Source organism: Ruminiclostridium papyrosolvens DSM 2782, from assembly GCF_029318685.1.
Classification (GTDB): Bacteria; Bacillota; Clostridia; order Acetivibrionales; family DSM-1351; genus Ruminiclostridium; species Ruminiclostridium papyrosolvens.
In genome coordinates this window covers 247,450-265,066 of record NZ_CP119677.1, presented here as the reverse complement: position 1 = coordinate 265,066, position 17,617 = coordinate 247,450, and the positions used below count along the sequence as shown (strand labels likewise).

The 17,617-nt window shown below is 38.5% G+C and carries 15 protein-coding genes; 2 read left to right on the top strand and 13 right to left on the bottom strand.

From position 1 onward, the window contains the following. Positions 1-56: 56 nt before the first annotated feature. Complete coding sequence (locus P0092_RS01205; RefSeq protein ID WP_004619345.1) at positions 57-590, bottom strand: 2'-5' RNA ligase family protein; 534 nt, start codon at positions 588-590, stop codon at positions 57-59. 113 nt (positions 591-703) lie between these two features. Continuing rightward, the gene (locus tag P0092_RS01200; protein ID WP_004619344.1) at positions 704-1,225 is read right to left on the bottom strand and encodes a GNAT family N-acetyltransferase; all 522 of its coding nucleotides are present in this window, start codon (positions 1,223-1,225) and stop codon (positions 704-706) included. A gap of 196 nt (positions 1,226-1,421) precedes the next feature. On the opposite strand from P0092_RS01200, the gene P0092_RS01195 reads away from it, so the two are divergent. Further along, positions 1,422-3,440 (top strand): thioredoxin domain-containing protein, encoded by a 2,019-nt coding sequence (locus P0092_RS01195; protein ID WP_004619343.1) that lies wholly within the window; start codon positions 1,422-1,424, stop codon positions 3,438-3,440. An 80-nt stretch (positions 3,441-3,520) separates the two neighbouring features. Here the strand turns inward: P0092_RS01195 and uxaC are convergent, their stop codons facing one another. From uxaC to P0092_RS01140, 11 genes are all read right to left on the bottom strand, one after another. Next, complete coding sequence (uxaC, locus tag P0092_RS01190; protein ID WP_004619341.1) at positions 3,521-4,912, bottom strand: glucuronate isomerase; 1,392 nt, start codon at positions 4,910-4,912, stop codon at positions 3,521-3,523. Positions 4,913-4,955: 43 nt separating this feature from the next. Next, complete coding sequence (locus tag P0092_RS01185) at positions 4,956-5,618, bottom strand: ThuA domain-containing protein (protein WP_004619339.1); 663 nt, start codon at positions 5,616-5,618, stop codon at positions 4,956-4,958. A gap of 39 nt (positions 5,619-5,657) precedes the next feature. Beyond that, complete coding sequence (locus tag P0092_RS01180; RefSeq protein ID WP_004619337.1) at positions 5,658-6,818, bottom strand: ArsA family ATPase; 1,161 nt, start codon at positions 6,816-6,818, stop codon at positions 5,658-5,660. Between the two features lie 21 nt (positions 6,819-6,839). Continuing rightward, positions 6,840-7,064 (bottom strand): hypothetical protein, encoded by a 225-nt coding sequence (locus P0092_RS01175; RefSeq protein ID WP_004619335.1) that lies wholly within the window; start codon positions 7,062-7,064, stop codon positions 6,840-6,842. A 6-nt stretch (positions 7,065-7,070) separates the two neighbouring features. Then, positions 7,071-8,246, bottom strand: a complete 1,176-nt coding sequence (locus P0092_RS01170) for an ArsA family ATPase (RefSeq protein WP_004619332.1) — start codon at positions 8,244-8,246, stop codon at positions 7,071-7,073. Positions 8,247-8,368: 122 nt separating this feature from the next. Beyond that, positions 8,369-8,863, bottom strand: coding sequence for a MarR family transcriptional regulator (locus tag P0092_RS01165; protein ID WP_004619331.1), 495 nt, complete (start codon positions 8,861-8,863; stop codon positions 8,369-8,371). 126 nt (positions 8,864-8,989) lie between these two features. Then, positions 8,990-9,748 (bottom strand): ABC transporter ATP-binding protein, encoded by a 759-nt coding sequence (locus P0092_RS01160; RefSeq protein WP_004619329.1) that lies wholly within the window; start codon positions 9,746-9,748, stop codon positions 8,990-8,992. Positions 9,749-9,752: 4 nt separating this feature from the next. Next, positions 9,753-12,074 (bottom strand): ABC transporter permease, encoded by a 2,322-nt coding sequence (locus tag P0092_RS01155; protein WP_004619327.1) that lies wholly within the window; start codon positions 12,072-12,074, stop codon positions 9,753-9,755. Continuing rightward, entirely contained in the window at positions 12,059-13,360 is a 1,302-nt protein-coding gene (locus P0092_RS01150) for an MFS transporter (protein WP_004619325.1), read from the bottom strand. Before P0092_RS01150 ends, P0092_RS01155 begins: the two co-directional genes overlap by 16 nt. Further along, entirely contained in the window at positions 13,353-14,000 is a 648-nt protein-coding gene (locus tag P0092_RS01145; RefSeq protein WP_004619323.1) for a TetR/AcrR family transcriptional regulator, read from the bottom strand. The genes P0092_RS01150 and P0092_RS01145 overlap by 8 nt, the downstream gene beginning before the upstream one ends. A gap of 226 nt (positions 14,001-14,226) precedes the next feature. Next, the gene (locus tag P0092_RS01140) at positions 14,227-16,020 is read right to left on the bottom strand and encodes a phosphoenolpyruvate carboxykinase (GTP) (protein WP_004619321.1); all 1,794 of its coding nucleotides are present in this window, start codon (positions 16,018-16,020) and stop codon (positions 14,227-14,229) included. Between the two features lie 475 nt (positions 16,021-16,495). On the opposite strand from P0092_RS01140, the gene P0092_RS01135 reads away from it, so the two are divergent. Next, on the top strand, positions 16,496-17,596 hold the full coding sequence (locus P0092_RS01135) for a PRK06851 family protein (protein WP_004619319.1): 1,101 nt from the start codon (positions 16,496-16,498) through the stop codon (positions 17,594-17,596). The last annotated feature ends 21 nt before the right edge of the window (positions 17,597-17,617 follow it).

Below are 17,617 nucleotides of genomic sequence, written 5' to 3'. Positions count from 1 at the left end.
ATTACTGCCAATAGTTAAATAATACCAGTTTTTATTAAATAAAGAATGCGAATTGACTAAATCAAACTATAGGAAACTAATTGTTTGGCAGGATGGAATTCAATAATTCCTATTCGTTCAATCGTACCATTAAACTGAAGTGGTTTATTTAAAAGTAGTTCTATTGCTTCCTTTATTGCAGAGTTTTCGTTTTTTACAGTTAATTGACAACTTGGCATCCAAATATTCTCGTCAAAGTAATTGAAGTTAAAAGCTTTTCCATGACTTTTAAATATGTTTTGAATGTCACTCTCAAGTTGAAGAAGTTGAATTGACGGAGAAAAATCAATAAACAGAGTGGGAGTGTCATTGGAGAAAAAACCATAGTTTTTTAAGTGTACATCAATCTTTTTATGCTTTTGAGTAAAATCATATAGAATTGGTACTACGTTATCAAGCTCTAACTCCTCAAACATTAAAAACTTAATATGAGGGTTGTTTTCTGAGTTATATAAGTAATTGCATATATCATTATCAGCAAGCTCTTTCCAAATAGATTTAATAAATAAATCAGTTTTAGAATCAAAATACCCCACTATTGCGTATGCCATTTTCCTTCTCCTTTATACCGACTGTACGTGCTTTTTAACTTACTTAGAAATAGTTGTAGGATCTTTTCCGATCAAGGAAGCAATAGATTTAAAGGACTTACCTTCTATTAAACTTATAATCTTCCAATATAGTAAAATGCATCTTTTTGGTCTCTAAATTCACTTACGCCCAAATATTTCATGCCTATTTTCTGAAGCACCCTTCTGGAGGCCATATTTTCTGGTTCAGCCATTCCATAAATACCAATGATGTCTGATGTCTGGAATGCTTCCTTTACTATTTCTTTTCCAATTTCAGTCGCATATCCTTTATTCCAATAGGTAACACCGAGTTTCCACTCAATCTCAGGTTCATTTTCCTTATATGGATTTAGTCCGGTTAACCCAATTATCCTGTTACTTGCTTTTTCAATTATAGCACCATGAAAACAATCTAATGTAACAAAATTTTTATCTATAAAGAATTCAATGTACTGTTGCGTCTTAAGTTTATCCCAGGGATGATTTTTGTCTTTTGTAAATTGGTGAACTTTGGGATTTGACATAACCTCATATAATCCGTCCAAATCTTCCATCGTATATTGACGTACTAAAAGATTTCGTGTTTCAAAATAAATATGTACAAAATTACTCATTGTTTTCCCCTCCAAATTCCTGACACTGCATTACTGTAAAACCGTATATTCGTTGTTTGAAACGTTAACAAGCCTATGGTACATTTTGCAAATAAATAAGTCAACCAGTTATTCAATATGTTATTGATACTATTAATTTACATTGGGTATAACTATAACTGATACACAGTTATACTAAATAGAGAGGATACAAAAAATGTCTGAACATAAATATACAAACAAACTAATCCATGAAAAATCCCCCTACCTCCTACAACATGCTCACAATCCTGTTGACTGGTATCCTTGGGGTCCCGAAGCCTTTGCCCGTGCTGTCAGTGAAGATAAACCCATATTCCTGTCAATAGGCTACAGCACTTGTCACTGGTGCCATGTAATGGAACGTGAGTCCTTTGAGGATGAGGAAGTAGCACACATATTAAACCGGGATTTCATATGTATAAAGGTTGACCGGGAAGAAAGACCGGACATTGACAGCATTTATATGTCAGTGTGTCAGACTTTAACAGGCCACGGCGGATGGCCTCTCACAGTTTTTCTGACCCCCGACAGGCAGCCCTTTTATGCCGGAACATATTTCCCTAAGGATAACAGCAAGGGCTCTATAGGGCTTATGTCTCTGCTTGATTCAGTAAAAGAAGCGTGGGACTTAAAAAGAGAAAGTCTATTAGAATCAGCCAAAAACATTATAGAGCATGTAAGTCATGAAGAAAGCTCTGATGAAACTATAATTTCAAAAGACATAATACACGAGGCCTTTAAACACTTTAAATATAATTTTGACATTAAATATGGAGGTTTCGGAACCTCTCCCAAATTCCCCTCCCCCCACACACTGCTCTTTTTGCTTAGATACTGGTACACAGAAAAAGAGCCCTTCGCACTGGAAATGGTTGAGAAGACTCTTGAGTCAATGAAAAACGGGGGAATATTCGACCACATAGGCTTTGGCTTCAGCAGATACTCAACAGACAAAAAGTGGCTTGTTCCACATTTTGAAAAAATGCTCTATGACAATGCACTACTGGCTATAGCTTATGGAGAGGCTTATTCTGCAACCGGAAACAAAAACTACGAAGAAACCTCCCGACAAATACTTGACTATGTACAAAGGGATATGTCCTCTCAATTGGGTGCTTTTTATTCTGCCGAAGATGCCGATTCAGAAGGTTTTGAAGGCAAGTTCTATATTTGGTCCCAAGAAGAAGTAATGAAAGTTCTTGGGCAGAAGGACGGAAAAGAGTATTGCAACTTATTCGATATAACACCCTCAGGTAACTTTGAAGGTCTGAACATACCAAACCTTATTGAAACAGGCGCTCTATCCCAACAGCAAAAAAGCTTTGCAGAGGAGTGCAGGAAAAAGCTCTTTAACCACAGAGAAAAAAGGGTTCACCCCTACAAAGATGACAAGGTTCTGACCTCTTGGAACGGGCTTATGATAGCAGCAATGGCTTATTGCGGCAGGATTTTCGGCGAAGAAAGGTACATTGAAACCGCAAAAAGATGCGTTGACTTCATATATAAAAAACTCATCAGAACTGACGGACGTTTGCTGGCACGCTACCGTGACGGAGAAGCAATGTTTCCTGCTTATCTGGAAGACTACGCATTCCTTGTCTGGGGATTGCTTGAACTATATGAAGCTACCTTTACAACAATTTATCTAAAAAGAGCCTTAAAATTGACAGATGCCATGTTAAATCTCTTTGGAGAAAATAATTCTGCAGCACTGTTTTTATACGGTCATGATTCTGAACAACTTATATCAAGGCCAAGGGAAAGCTATGATGGTGCAATTCCTTCCGGAAACTCCGTTGCAGCAATGAACCTTCTTAGATTAGCACGAATAACCGGCCATCATGAATATGAAAACAGAGCAAAAGCCATAATGGATTTCTTCAACAATCAGGTTAAAGCAGCCCCAACAGGACATAGTTACATGCTTTCCAGCTACATGTATTCAGTTTCTGATAATTCCTCTGAGATAGTTATTACAGGAGAAAACAGTAAAGAGATGGTAGATACCTTAAATCGTAAATATTTGCCCTTTGCTGTTACCATATCAAATATATCGCCTGAGCTTACTGAGATTGCTCCTTTCGTCGGAGACTATAAGTCTCAAAATGGTAAGACTGCAGCATATGTTTGCCGGAACTTTTCCTGCATGGAACCTGTTACACAGCCGGAAAAGCTGTCTGAGGTTTTATCTTAGAAGTACTTTCAAAGATAGAAAAAGGGGGTTATTTTATCCCAAGCATTAAGATAAAATAACCCTTTGACTTTTATAAAAACTTATAAACCCAGATACCTTACTATATTTTTGTAGCAAATACCCTCAACAATTTCTTCAAGTATTGCAGCATCATCGGCGAACTCTCTCTTGTCAACAAGGTCACCGACAAATGAACATAGAATCCTCCTAAAGTAATCATGCCTTACATAAGAGAGAAAGCTTCTGGAGTCAGTCAGCATTCCTACGAAATATGACAACATGCCCTGGTCCGCAATAGCTTTAAGGTGTGCCGTTATTCCTTCCTTGTGGTCATTGAACCACCATGCAGCACCGAACTGTACTTTTCCGGGAACCCCATCCTCCGTAAAGCAATGTGGAAGAGATGCCAAAACCAGATTATCCTTAGAATTTAGTGTATACAATATTGTCTTAGGCAGCGCATTCTTTTTATCCATATCATTAAGGAGCTTTGCCAAAGGTTCAGCAATCTGGAAATCGTTCATGATATCAAACCCTGAGTCAACGCCGGCCTTTTTGAGCATAGAATCATTTGTACTTCTGATAGCTCCAATGTGCAGCTGCATTGCCCATCCGGCTTCCTTATATGCTTCTGCTAAAACACATAGAGTATAAAGCTTATATTTTTCTGCCTCCTCAACGGAAACAGGCGCTCCATTGAGTTTCTTTTCGAATATATTGGTTGCTTCATCAAAGTCTCCAGGCAAATAAATAAGACTTTCAAGTGAATGGTCCGAGAGAACACAGCCAGCCTGTCTGAAAAATTCAATTCTGTTTTTCAGAGCAGCTAATAAGTCCTTATAAGTTGTAATCTTTATATTTGATGAAGACTCAAGTTTTTTTATGTATTCAACAAAATTATCGTTTAGTATCTTTAGTGCGTTATCCGGCCTGAAAGTAGGTAAAACTGCAAATCCTTTGTCAGTGTTCTTTCCCAAAAGAAAATGATATTCAAGGGAATCAATGGGGTCGTCCGTAGTACATATGAGCTTTACATTGGATGACTGTATCATCTTTACGGGAGAAAGCTTATCCTCGTTTATTTTTGCATTGCAGTAGTCATATATTTTATCTGCATTGCTTTCCTTCAGAACTTCATTAACTCCGAAGTAAGTCTCCAGCTCCATATTAGCCCAATGGTAAAGAGGACTTCCTATAAGCCTTTCACAGGTTTTTGCCCACATTTTGAATTTGGTGCGTCCGTCACCGTTTCCCGTTATGTATTCTTCAGGTACTCCGGCAAAACGCATTGTTCTCCATTTATAATGGTCATATCCAAGCCAGATTGACGAAATATCAGTAAAAATCTCATCTTCATAAATATCTTTTGCACAAAGGTGGCAATGATAGTCGTATACAGGTGCATCTTTAGCAAGCCCTTCATATAAAGCTTTAGCTGTTTTGCCGTTTAAAATAAAATTATTGTTTAACAAGTACTACACCTCCGTATTTTGTCTTACTAAAAAGTAAATATATTCACAGTCTGCATCCCCAAGAGATACAGGCGGCCAAAGTTTCAAGCATCAATTTATTTGCGAGTCCCTCTTCCCTATGGGTGGGAGCAAGGCAGCAAACTCTTCCGGCTCCGAATTCACGTGACCAACCTGCTTCAGCTTTACCATACGAGGACTCGCTGTCTAGGAATGCAAGACTGCTTTCAAGATTATATTTTACAAAATAGTGTTCATCTATTGCTTCAAAGGATTCCTTCAGTCTGATTCCACTGCTATTTTCTTTAGGAATATATCTTACAATCTCGTGTTGACTTGGATGGCTTAAAAAATATCCACCCAGCATTTTTGTGTACTCTCCTGTTTTATTATACAAAGCTAAACCCGCATGCCATGCCAGCCAGCTTCCACCGTTATTTACATAATCTACAATCTTATTTTCAATATCGCATGTCATCCAATTGTTTACTAATTCATCAGCGGGATTAACTCTGTTCTCCTTACCCAATATAACAAGGTCAAGATTTCGTAACAAAGCTTTTTCAAGGCCATCTACGTCAGAATCAATAAGTTCAAATGTGTGAGGGCCTGATTTATTCAACATATCAACTGCCTTTTTGAGTGCTTCATATGCTATGTCGTGGTCGTGATAATAATCACCTATAATGCAAAGAATTTTTTTATTCAAATGTATTCACCCCATCCAAATATAGCACACGGAAAATAATTATGCAAAATGAATATTCAATTTTCCATCACTGTACTTCGCTCCTGTAATTTCCTTGGATTGAAGCTTTACAGGTAAAATAAAACTTCTTTTTTCATTCTTTATGGAGATGGTAATCTCGTCGCCCTTTTGGAGGAGTTTCAGTTCTTTTTTATCAACAAATGGCATACTAATTAAAAAAGTATAGCCTTGGTCTTCTTTCACCACATCAAATATTTTATCCTTGAAAAGAACCTGTATCGGGTCAGTATTTTGATACAAACATCCACCAACCTTTTTCAAAGCATCATATCCTCTAAGCTCAGTGTCCATAAGCTCAAGTTTAAATACGGGAATCCCACTAAAGCTTTCAAGGATATCATTAATACTGCTTGTTTGAATGTCATCCCATTTCTCAAAATATCCTGACAGGGATTCCTTAGAAAATATCTTATTTATTATAATTCCATCCACATTGTAATCAAAAAGGTGTAAATATGAAAAGCTTCTCTTCGCCTCTTTAATAACAATTTTTTCCGGTGTAGTTACTATACGGATACTTACCTTTTCTTTGTCCTGCATAAGTTGATGCAATTCATGGATTTTTAAATATAGCCTTTCAATTTCATCGAAAGTCTCATCACCGGGAACAGGAATCTTTATGGTCGCCTCAATAACCGGCTTTACAAGCTTTGCTCCCTTTCTTTTAATGGGAAACAGTTTTTCCATCCACCACTTAAATAAATCAGGAAACTTCAGAAGCGACATTGTCTCTCCTGTTGGTGCACAATCTACAATTAAAACATCATATTTGCCCTCATCATAAATTTCTTTTATTCTTATAAGAGACAGGAGTTCATCAAACCCCGGAAACACCAGTAATTCCTCAGTTTCTATATTACTATCACCCTTCAGGGTCATGAGCCTTTCAATATACCCTTTTATATTCCCCCATACTTTCTCATTTTCAAGAATAGAATCAATTTCCATGGCAAAAAGGTTTTCTGCCAGCATAGCCGGGACATTGGAAAGCTTTACATCAAAAGAATCCCCAAGACTGTGAGCCTGATCGGTACTTATTATCAAAACACGTTTACCGCCCTCAGCTATTTTACATGCCGTAGCAGCCGCTATACTGGTTTTACCCACTCCACCCTTGCCTGTATATAGAATAATCCTCATATTGTTATACCTCCATTAAAATTATGAAAAGTCAACAGACACTTTCTTAATCTCTTTCCTTTCCGCTCCTTCTTTCTTATTACTGTTTTCTGTTATTATTTCAAGAGCAATATCCTTCATTACCTTTACAGCATCCTTTTCAAAGCCCTCCAACTTCTTTTTAACATCCTCAGGGAGAATTTCTTTAAAGGCCTCATACCTTAATATTTCAGACTTAATTATTTTTTTAACAAACTCTTTATTCACACAAAATCACTCCTTTATGACAAAATCTATACAAAGGGCTTCCGCTTCAAACTTGGCTGACCTCACGGAGTACTTCCTAATTACATTGGGAATTGGTATATTACGTTTAAAATTTCCGATTTTGATTATGATATCTGTCCCCGATTCAAGAAGGTCAAAATCCTGTTTGTTTGTAAACGGCACATAAACCTTTAGCCTATAACCTGTGTCCGTTTTTTCAAAAGTCTCGCTCTCCACCTTCTTGTTGACCTCAAATATATTTTCGTCTCGCAGGGAATCTTCCACTATTCTATCCAATCCTTCTATCCCATTTATATCTACTTCATACCATTTAATTTTATAGGTTGGGATATTGTAAAAGGCAGCCTCAAGCTCATTGAGATAATTTCCCTGAATCAACTTCCACCTATCAAAAAATTTATTATCTATATCATCGGGAATTATACGGTTAATGTACAAGCCGTCAACATTAAAGTTATATAAGTTCATGTACATATAATTTCTCTTTGTTTCCTCTACCACCATCTTTTCGGGAATTGTAACCAGCCTGATACTGCATATATCCCTATCCTTAAGCAGTCCCTGTAACTCTCCCAATTTTACGTAAAGTTTTTCGATATCGTTCATGGCCTTGGAATCCGGCATATCCAACTTGAATACTGACTTTGAAATAGGCCTTAAAACTTTCATTGCTACCTTGCCTATTGGAAACAGCTTTTCCATATACCACGAAAACAGTTCGGGGAATTTTAGGAGTGACAGAGTTTCTCCGGTGGGAGCACAATCCACGATAATCAGGTCATAAGCTCCTGTGTCATACACTTCCTTGATACGAAGCAGTGAAAACAGCTCTTCGATACCCGGAAATACTACAATATCTTCAAAGGTCTCACTATCTTCCTCACTTTTAAATGCCATCATATTTTTGAATGCAGCTGAAATATGCTCATAGTGTCTGTTCATTTCATAATTTGAGTCAATTTCCAGGCAATCAAGGTTTTCCATGATTTCAATCGGGTCTTCTCTCACTTCCCTCATGAATATGTCACTGAGGTTATGTGCCATATCAGTACTCACAATAAGGGTTTTCTTTCCGGCTTTAGCAGCCTTAACTGCATGTGCTGCTGCAGTACTTGTTTTTCCAACCCCACCTTTGCCTGTAAAAATTATTATTCTCCCCATAATCCTACCTCCTATATTTCTCATTATGAATTATTCTTGTATCGAAGTATTTATTTAAAAAGTAATCTTGCAGTTCACCTTAATAAAATGACTCCGCAAGTTAGTTTATTACAGCCTTTAGACTATTCGATTTTAATCCTTTTTACTCTTTTCTCAGCCATACTCTCAGTAGGTAAATTATCATTTTTAAATACCGAAACTACCTTAGTGAAAATACTTAATGCTGCCTTTTTTTCATCATCAGATAATGCTTTAACTACCTCTTGAAAATAGTGGGATATAGTTCTTTTTCCCTGCTCTATAAAATCCTCTGCTTCTTTGGTCAGAACAATATTGACAATCCTTCTGTCCTCTTTATCCCGCAGTCTCTCCACCATAAGCTTTTTTTCAAGCCTGCCGACAACACCTGTAGCAGTATTAAGAGGTGCACATATATATTCAGCAATTTCCGTCATGTTAGCTTTTTTGGTTCTATATAGAAGCAGCAGTGCAAGTATCTCGTTTTTCGAGTAATCCAAAAAAATGCTGCTCCACTTATCAGGAAAAAGCAAAAACTTCAGTTCGTCAATATATTGAAAAATTATTGTCTCAAGGCCCAATTCATTTTTGTCGGTCATAAAAGTCTCCTATATACTTCTTGCAACGAAGTATATTGTTATTCTACTCGCGAAGTATTTTTTTGTCAATACATTTTACTGTAAGAAATAAGGCTGTTTCAATTGAAACAGCCTTTGCAAACAATACTATATAACATAATCCCGCATCTTTAAGGCAATCTGATTCATTCTGTTTTTTATATCATCTTTATCGAATTCCCCCAAGAAAAGCTGTGATTCTATTTTACCGTCTTTCATAAATAGAACTCTTTCTGCTCTGGATGCCACCTTTGCGTCATGAGTAACTAACATGACGGCAGTACCATTTTTGTTAATTGTTGAGAATATGTCCATAATATCTTCGGAGGTTTTAGAATTGAGTGCACCGGTAGGCTCATCAGCAAACAAAATCTCAGGGTCATTCATAAGGGCTCGGCAAATACCTGCACGTTGGAGCTGACCTCCTGATACAGCAGTAATATCTCTATCCTCCTGCTCTGATATGCCCGTGTCCTTCAGCAACTTTTTAGCTTTCTCGATGATGTTTTTGTAATTCTTTTTATTCTCCTGCAAACTGGAAAGAATGACATTGTCAAGAATATTCAAATTTTTGAGCATAGTGGGTTGCTGAAATACAAATCCCATTCTTGTTCTCCGAATATCAGAAAGTTCATTTTCACTTAATTTGGATAACATCTGACCGTCAAATTTAACCTCTCCACTGTTTATAGTGTCGGTGCCGCTTAAAGCAAAAAGCAGCGTAGATTTCCCACAGCCCGATGGCCCCATTACCGCAACAAATTCTCCCTCTGATATTTCTATATCCACATTATTTAAAACAATGGCTTCTTCCTGCCCTTTGCCATAGGTTTTTACAATACTTTTTCCGCTGATTATTTTATTCATTATCCTACTCCTTAATATATTCCGGTATTTTAAGTAAGGAAATACCGGAGATGCTCAGCCATGTTGCAAAACCCACGCACATGGCCATAAGAACCGGTGAAAACAGGTACGCAAATATTGGGTTAACCACAAATCGAAATGTGGATGCTCCAAAGGATGCAATCAGTCCGGCACCCACAAACTCTCCCAGTGTATTTGCCAGAATAGTGCCGATGAGTATGCCAACGATTAGTACGGCAAACGCCTTTGCCAGATACTGTACACGAATCTCTGCTGTTTTGAAACCGAGAGATTTCAACACAGCGATAGAATATCTATCCTTTGTCAGCAGCATTTTCATAAACAGAAGTGTCACCAGCATCGTGAGAATCGCAGCGGCTGCTATAGAAGCGTAGGAAGCCTTTTGAACTGCATCGGTAATTCCTCCAAATGCCTGTTTAATATATTCATCAATGTCTGCTACCTTGGCATAAGAAAGTCGGTTTTTGTACTCAACTACTTTTCCGTGTACGTCAACCCCACTATGAAGCTTCACCGGAATTATACTCCAAAGAATATTTCCGTCACTGATATCAAAAATAGCCTTTGCGGTCTTGCCTCCATTGGTGATGTCTGAGTATACACCGCATACAGTAAGCGCTTTTTTCTGATTGTCTACAATAAGTACAATTTTATCATTAAGGCTGATTCCCAAATCCTCCGCAACAAATTTGGAAATAGCTATCTCCGATTTGCTCTGCGGTGCTCTGCCGATGGAATACTTAATTGGGAATACAGAATGATCCCCAAGTTCCACCTTGAGCTTGCCAACCGTTCCGTCTTTCATAGGCATATCAAACATATAGCTTTTCAACACTGCATATTCTTTTATTTCTGAATCCTGCGCCATAGAACTTGCAAGTTCCTCTGTTTTTCCGGCGATATTGTCCGTTTGCTGGATATCGATTCGCATATCACATTCGCCTATTCCCATGTAGGCCATAAAGTTACGTTGGGAAATTGTGTTGTAGATATTTTGCGGTACAATCATCAGAAAAGAGGAAATAATCAACACCATAAGCATTGTAACATAAAGCTTTTTACGTGACAGGATATCCTTGATTCCGAGAAAAATATTAGGCGAAATTATCCGACTCTCAGACAAGCGAAAACCTCTTGTTGCTTTAGTTTTTTCCTGTGGTGCACCAAAGCGTATAGCCTGTGCTGCCGATATTTTTTTGAAACGGCGGAGAACACTATTTACATAAAGCATTACGACAAAAAAGATAATCAATGCACCCAGCATTCCCAATACTAAACCAAGTCCGGAGCTGTCCGACTCGCCCATATATAAACGGATATTTTCTAAGAAAGGCTCTTTTAAAAACAGGGAAAGTACAAAGCCCACAATGCAGGCAGTTCCTGCAAGAGCGCCGTATTTTGCCAGATAGAGCTGTTTTATACTTCGAGTTCTTAGACCTATTGCTTTTAGCACTCCGATTTCCCGATAATCATCCTCAACCTTGGCAAGCAGTGTGAAACGGATGCACAAGAAACCTACGATAATAACAAGAATACTGGTAAGCATCAGCACCGCAATCATAATACCGTCATCAATGGCGTTTGCCATCTTGAATAGCGAATAAGTGATAGCGGGAGGTCCATTGGCAGGAAGGCCTGCCGCTAAATATGCCTCTTCAAAGGAGGAAACAGCGGAAGGGGCAGTCAGACGGAACTCTATAAGATATTCCTGTTTTCCAAATTCCTTCATTTTTTTGAAATCAGACTCATTAACAAGAAAACGCTTGGAGGAAATCATGGAAGCGTTCATCTGAGAATCTCGCAGAAATCCGGCTACCTTAAAACCTATGCCATGTATCACCACACTGTCTCCAATGTTTGCCTGACCGTTTTTCATATAATAAAGAGGAACATAAATCTCTCCTTCTGCCGGCCTGATAATGTTTCCATCCAAGCCAAGTAAAAAGTCAAAGCGTTCACTTTGCACCGAAAGCCCATTATCCTGTATGGAACCGGCAAGAGAACTTTCTCCTATAGCTATCTCTGCTCCCTCTATATTGAGAAAAGAGGAAACCTGAAAATCCTGTACATTTCCCTGTTTATCCGCAAAATTTAAAAGCTGCTGCCTGTTTATCCCGCCGGAATGCATCTGCAAAAAGTGAGGCGTTACGGCATTTTCCATCATGCTGTCAATAGAGGTAAACAGGCTCACAGAAAGAATTGCCGCAAGAGAAGTGAGCATTGCTGCCAGCAGTATAAACGCAGTAATCGTAATTGAAATAAGTTTGCTTTTTTTAATATCATTTATGATTAGTTTTCGGTACATACTTCACCTCCGTTCTCTAATTCTCTAATAGGCTTTACGTGATACAAAATAATAGCTGTTATTGAAAGCAATAATCCGGCAAGAATAATAAGCAATCCAACTCCTCTGCTTGTTCCTGTGCCGATTACGGTTCCAATGCTGTCAGCTAATATCCCGTTTGGTGTCAACATGGGGATAAAAACAAAGTCGGCAAGAGGCCCCAAAATGCTGTACGCAATCACATAACCCAGCTGTGAAATAATACCGATAAGCCCCCAAACCCGTCCCTGTACATCATTAGAAATGTTGGTGCGAATAAGATAATCCAGACTCATGTTGGTAAAGGGCAGCATTGAAAAAAAGAAAAAACCGAAAGTACAGATTAAAATAATGTTTTCTCTAAGGCCAAAGCCCGCCATAAAAATCCCTGCAAAGAAAAGAGAGCGCGAAAGCACTTTAGTAAAACCTTTTCTCACAGGTATTATGCCCAAAAGCAAGCTGCTTACCAACATCCCGCATGCGGAAACTGTTGTGGTAATACCTAGAACCGAACTGTCGGAAAACCCAAGTATCATAGGTGTATAGAGAGCTTGGATGCATCCTAAAGAGAAAGAAATTCCTATACCCGACAACACCAGCATAAACACACCTCTGTTTTTTGTAAGTGCAGTCATTCCTGTTCTAAACTCCTTCATAAAGGATTTTTTTGCACCCGAGACCTTCGATACAAGCCCTTTTCGTACAGCAAAGGTTACCGCCACAGTCATAAAAATTGTGCAAATATCAATGACAAGCAGAAGCTTTATATCTGAAATACGGAGAAGAAAGCCCGCTATAAGAGGCGAAATCAAAAACTTCGCAGAGCCGCTAAGCTGCACCAATCCACTAGCCTTTGAATAATCTTCCTCGCTTAAAAGATCTGTTATGGTAGCTTTGAACGATGGTTCCACAAGTGACGAAAAAATTGAACTGACCGTTACCCCTACACCAATCTGCCAAAGCTGTGCCTTTCCGCTCATCATGCAAACAAGGATATATACAAGCCCTAGGGCAGAAAGACCATCTCCAAGAATCATCAAAAGCCTGCGGTCATATTTATCTGCAAGCACTCCTGCAAAAGGGGCAAGCAGAAGCCCCGGCAAAAAAGCCAGCAGAGTAATCAGCGTGCTGGCAGACGCTAGCCCCGTTTCCTTAAACACATATACTCCCAGTCCGAAAGAACTGATACCACTGCCAATAGCAGCAACAAATCCGCCTGAACACAATATTACAAACTTTAGAAAAGCGCTGTTTCCGGCTTTATTCATCAGCACCACCTCCTTTATTAAATAACGCATTCACGCTGTCAAAGCTTCCCGGTGCTGCACCGAAGAGTCGTTCAAGATTAAAAATGAATGCTCTGATTCTTTTTAACAGTTCTTTTCCCGTAAGCTTTTCGGCATAGTCATCAAAAACAGTATTAACATGAGCAACTACCATTTCCAAGCTCTCATAAGGATATGGCGTATTAAATATGCCCTCCTTAATACCATCCTCAATAATCCCCATAAGAATAGGAGGGATAGCCTCCAGCATGGTCTCATGTGTTTTCTGATGCATCAAGGCATTTTGGGGCCTGTGCATCTGTTGGGTAATTACACTGGGCGTTCCCTCTTTATCGCCATTCATTGACATGAGGGTTTGTATTAGCCGTTCCATAACCGGAAGTCTGCTGTCCGCAGCAATCTCTTTGGCCTCTGCTAAAAGCCTCTCGCAATGTCGTTCTATGAGGGCGTCTAACACATCCTCCTTTGATTTAAAATGATAATATACCGTTCCCCGAGCGATTCCGGCTTTTTCTATAATTGCACTTATTGTTGTCGCATCGAAGCCGTTAAGATTGAAAAGCTCTTCGGCGACATCTAAAATTTCATTTTTACGTACATCGGCATCCTTAATTACTCGCATAATAATGCTCCCCTTACAATTAGACTGACGTTCAGTCTAATTGTAAGGGGAGCATTAGCTTTTGTCAATAGCTTTTTATAAAGCAGATACTAATAGTCTTCTCTTTAATGAAAAATAAAACACGCCTAAGATTGTAAAATCTTAGGCGTGTTACTATTAAGCTTATCTTGACCATCAGTTCACAAGTTGTTCTTATGACTACTCGCTCGCCCTCGGGTTTTTATCATTAAGCCTTCAATCTAGCTTCAAGATCAGCAAGCTGCTTCTTCAATTCAGCAGGAACCTTGTTTATGTCATAAGTCTCATAGTGAGCTTTGATTGACTCAACTTCTTTGAGCCATTCTTCCTTCTTAACTTTGAGAAGTTCTGTCATGTCTTCAGCTGAAACATTCAAGCCTTCAACATCGATAGCATCTTCAGTAGGCATATAACCGATTTCAGTCTTAACAGCCTTACCTTCGCCTGATACTCTTTCACAAATCCACTTGAGAACACGGCTGTTTTCGCCATAACCAGGCCACAACCATTTTCCGTTCTCATCTTTACGGAACCAGTTAACATAGAATATCTTTGGAAGTTTATCTTCTGTGCTAGCTGCACCAACATCCAACCAGTGTTGTAAATAGTCATTTACATTGTAGCCGATGAATGGAAGCATTGCAAATGGGTCACGACGAACCTGTCCGATTTTATCGGAGATAGCTGCAGCAGTGATTTCTGAACCCATTATTGAACCAAGGAATACACCGTGGTTCCAGTCAAAGCTCTGATGTACCAAAGGAATAGTGCTAGGACGACGTCCGCCTATCAATATAGCTGATATTGGCACTCCAGCAGGATCTTCCCACTCAGGAGCTATAACAGGACACTGATTTGCAGGTGCTGTAAAACGAGCATTTGGATGTGCAGCAGGAGTTTCTGAACCTGGAGCCCAATCCTTTCCGTGCCAATCAATTAAGTGAGCAGGAGCATCTACTCCCATACCTTCCCACCAAATATCATTATCGTCAGTTACACCAACGTTAGTGAAGATAGTGTTCTTTTCAATGCTGTGCATAGCATTTGGATTTGAATCCATTGATGTACCAGGAGCAACTCCGAAGAAACCTGCTTCAGGGTTGATAGCATACAATCTGCCATCTTTTCCGAACTTCATCCAAGCTATATCGTCACCGATTGTTTCAACTTTCCATCCTGGAATTGTTGGAACAAGCATAGCCAGATTAGTCTTACCGCAAGCACTTGGGAAAGCACCGCAGATATATTTAACAGTACCCTTAGGATCAGTGAGCTTGAGGATAAGCATATGCTCAGCCAACCAGCCTTCTTCACGAGCTATAACAGATGCTATACGAAGAGCAAAACACTTCTTTCCAAGTAAAGCATTTCCGCCGTAACCTGAACCGTATGACCATATAGTCTTTTCTTCTGGGAAATGGCTGATATATTTTGATTCGATTGGTGCGCAAGGCCATTTAGTATCTTTTTCGCCTTCTGCAAGAGGAGCTCCTACTGAATGCAAGCAAGGTACGAATTCTCCGTCACCGAGTGTTTCCAATACCTTTGTTCCGATACGAGTCATGATTCTCATGTTAACAACAACATATGCACTATCAGTGATTTCAACACCGATTTTTGATATTGTTGAACCTATAGGTCCCATTGAGAAAGGAATTACATACATTGTTCTTCCCTTCATACAACCTTTGTAGAGACCTTTCATAGTTTCTTTCAATTCATCAGGATTAATCCAGTTGTTAGTTGGTCCTGCTTCTTCTTTTGACTTTGAAGCAATATATGTTCTGTTCTCAACACGGGCAACGTCAGAAGGATCACTGTTGAAAGAGTAGCATCCAGGACGCTTTTCAGGATTTAAAGGTTTAGCCAATCCGGAATCCACCATCTCTTTTAAAAGACGATCGTTTTCTTCCTGAGAACCATCACACCAGTAAATCTGGTCTGGTTGACACATGTCGGCAATTTCTTTAACCCAAGCTTCTAATTTCTTGTTTGTAGTCATTATAATTCTCCCTTCAATTTATAAAAAAATATACTGCTATCAATGAGTAGTATTTGTGATTAACACGGTACTATTCAGTATTTCAGTTAAGCGAATTATTTGATAATTTTTTCACTAACCATCTTAACATACAGTTGTATAAATTTCAACACATGTTTTTGTCACATTTTTATTTTTTAATGAAAATATGCAACTTTTAAATTTTAATATTTCATGTATATATATTCATACAAAAGTATAATTATTTACTTTTTACTTTTATTATAAGTAAATTCAAGGCATACAGCTAATTTTTACATGTTTATATTTACATACAATGTAATTTCTTAGTTATAAAAACGAAGTGTTTTAGCTATACATATTTCATGACACACCTGGCTAAAGTGGTTATTTTTAGTTGGTAGGTTTAGCAATATTACTAGTATTTGCATATTCTAAAATATAATATCCAAGTTATTGAAAGGTGGAGTGTTTTTTGTGTGCAAAAATTATTAACTATTATGCCTGCGCAAACTCATCGAAGGGATTTGTAAATTACTTGGACGACAATATTAATTATCTGGACAGACTTTTTATTCTAAAAGGAGGCCCCGCTACCGGAAAATCTACCCTTATGAAAAGGCTCGGCAAGGAATGGTACAACAGAGGTTTTGACGTAGAGTACATTCATTCCCCCTGTGACAATAGCTCTGTGGATGGTATTATTCTCCCTACTTTGGGGATAGGCGTTGTAGACGGAACCTTTCCTCACGTGGTAGAACCCAGAGCCCCGGGAGCCATTGAAGAGTACATAAACCTTGGAACTGCCTGGGACAGCAAAAAGCTAATTCCCCTAAAAGATGATATTCTTAAAATTAACAAACAAATTGCTTTGTGTTATGAAAGTGCCTATAAGCTCTTCTCACAGGCCTTAACTGTTCACGATGAGTGGGAAAAGATATACATTGCGAATATTGATTTTAATAAAATGAATGAAATTACCCAAGAGACCATCAATACTATAGTGGGCAGTAATTATCAGGATAAACAGGCCGGTGTTAAGAACAGATTCTTTGGAGGTGCTACTCCTAAGGGGTCTGTGGATTTTGTTATGGACCTTACCGCTCATATATCAAACAGGTATTTCATTAAGGGCAGACCCGGTTCGGGAAAATCAACCATGCTGAAAAGAATTGCACAGTCGGCAAAAGACAGAGGTTTTGATGTAGAGATATATCACTGTGGCTTTGATCCCGACAGCCTTGACATGGTTATTATCAGAGAATTATCCACCGCTGTATTTGACAGCACCTCACCTCATGAGTATTTTCCTTCTAAGTATACAGATAGAGTTATTGATATATACTCCTATGCAATTAAACCCGGTACAGATGAGGAGTTTAAGACACAGCTTGAGGATATAACCTCCAGATATAAAGGGATAATCCGTGAAGGTACGCATTACCTTTCCAAAGCTAAAGATCTTAACGACGACCTTGAAAATATATACATAGATGCAATTGATTATGACATAATCGATAAAATCAACCATGATTTAAAGCTTAAAATAGACGATTACTTCTTCAATATGGCATAATATAATAGATAAGGCACCCGG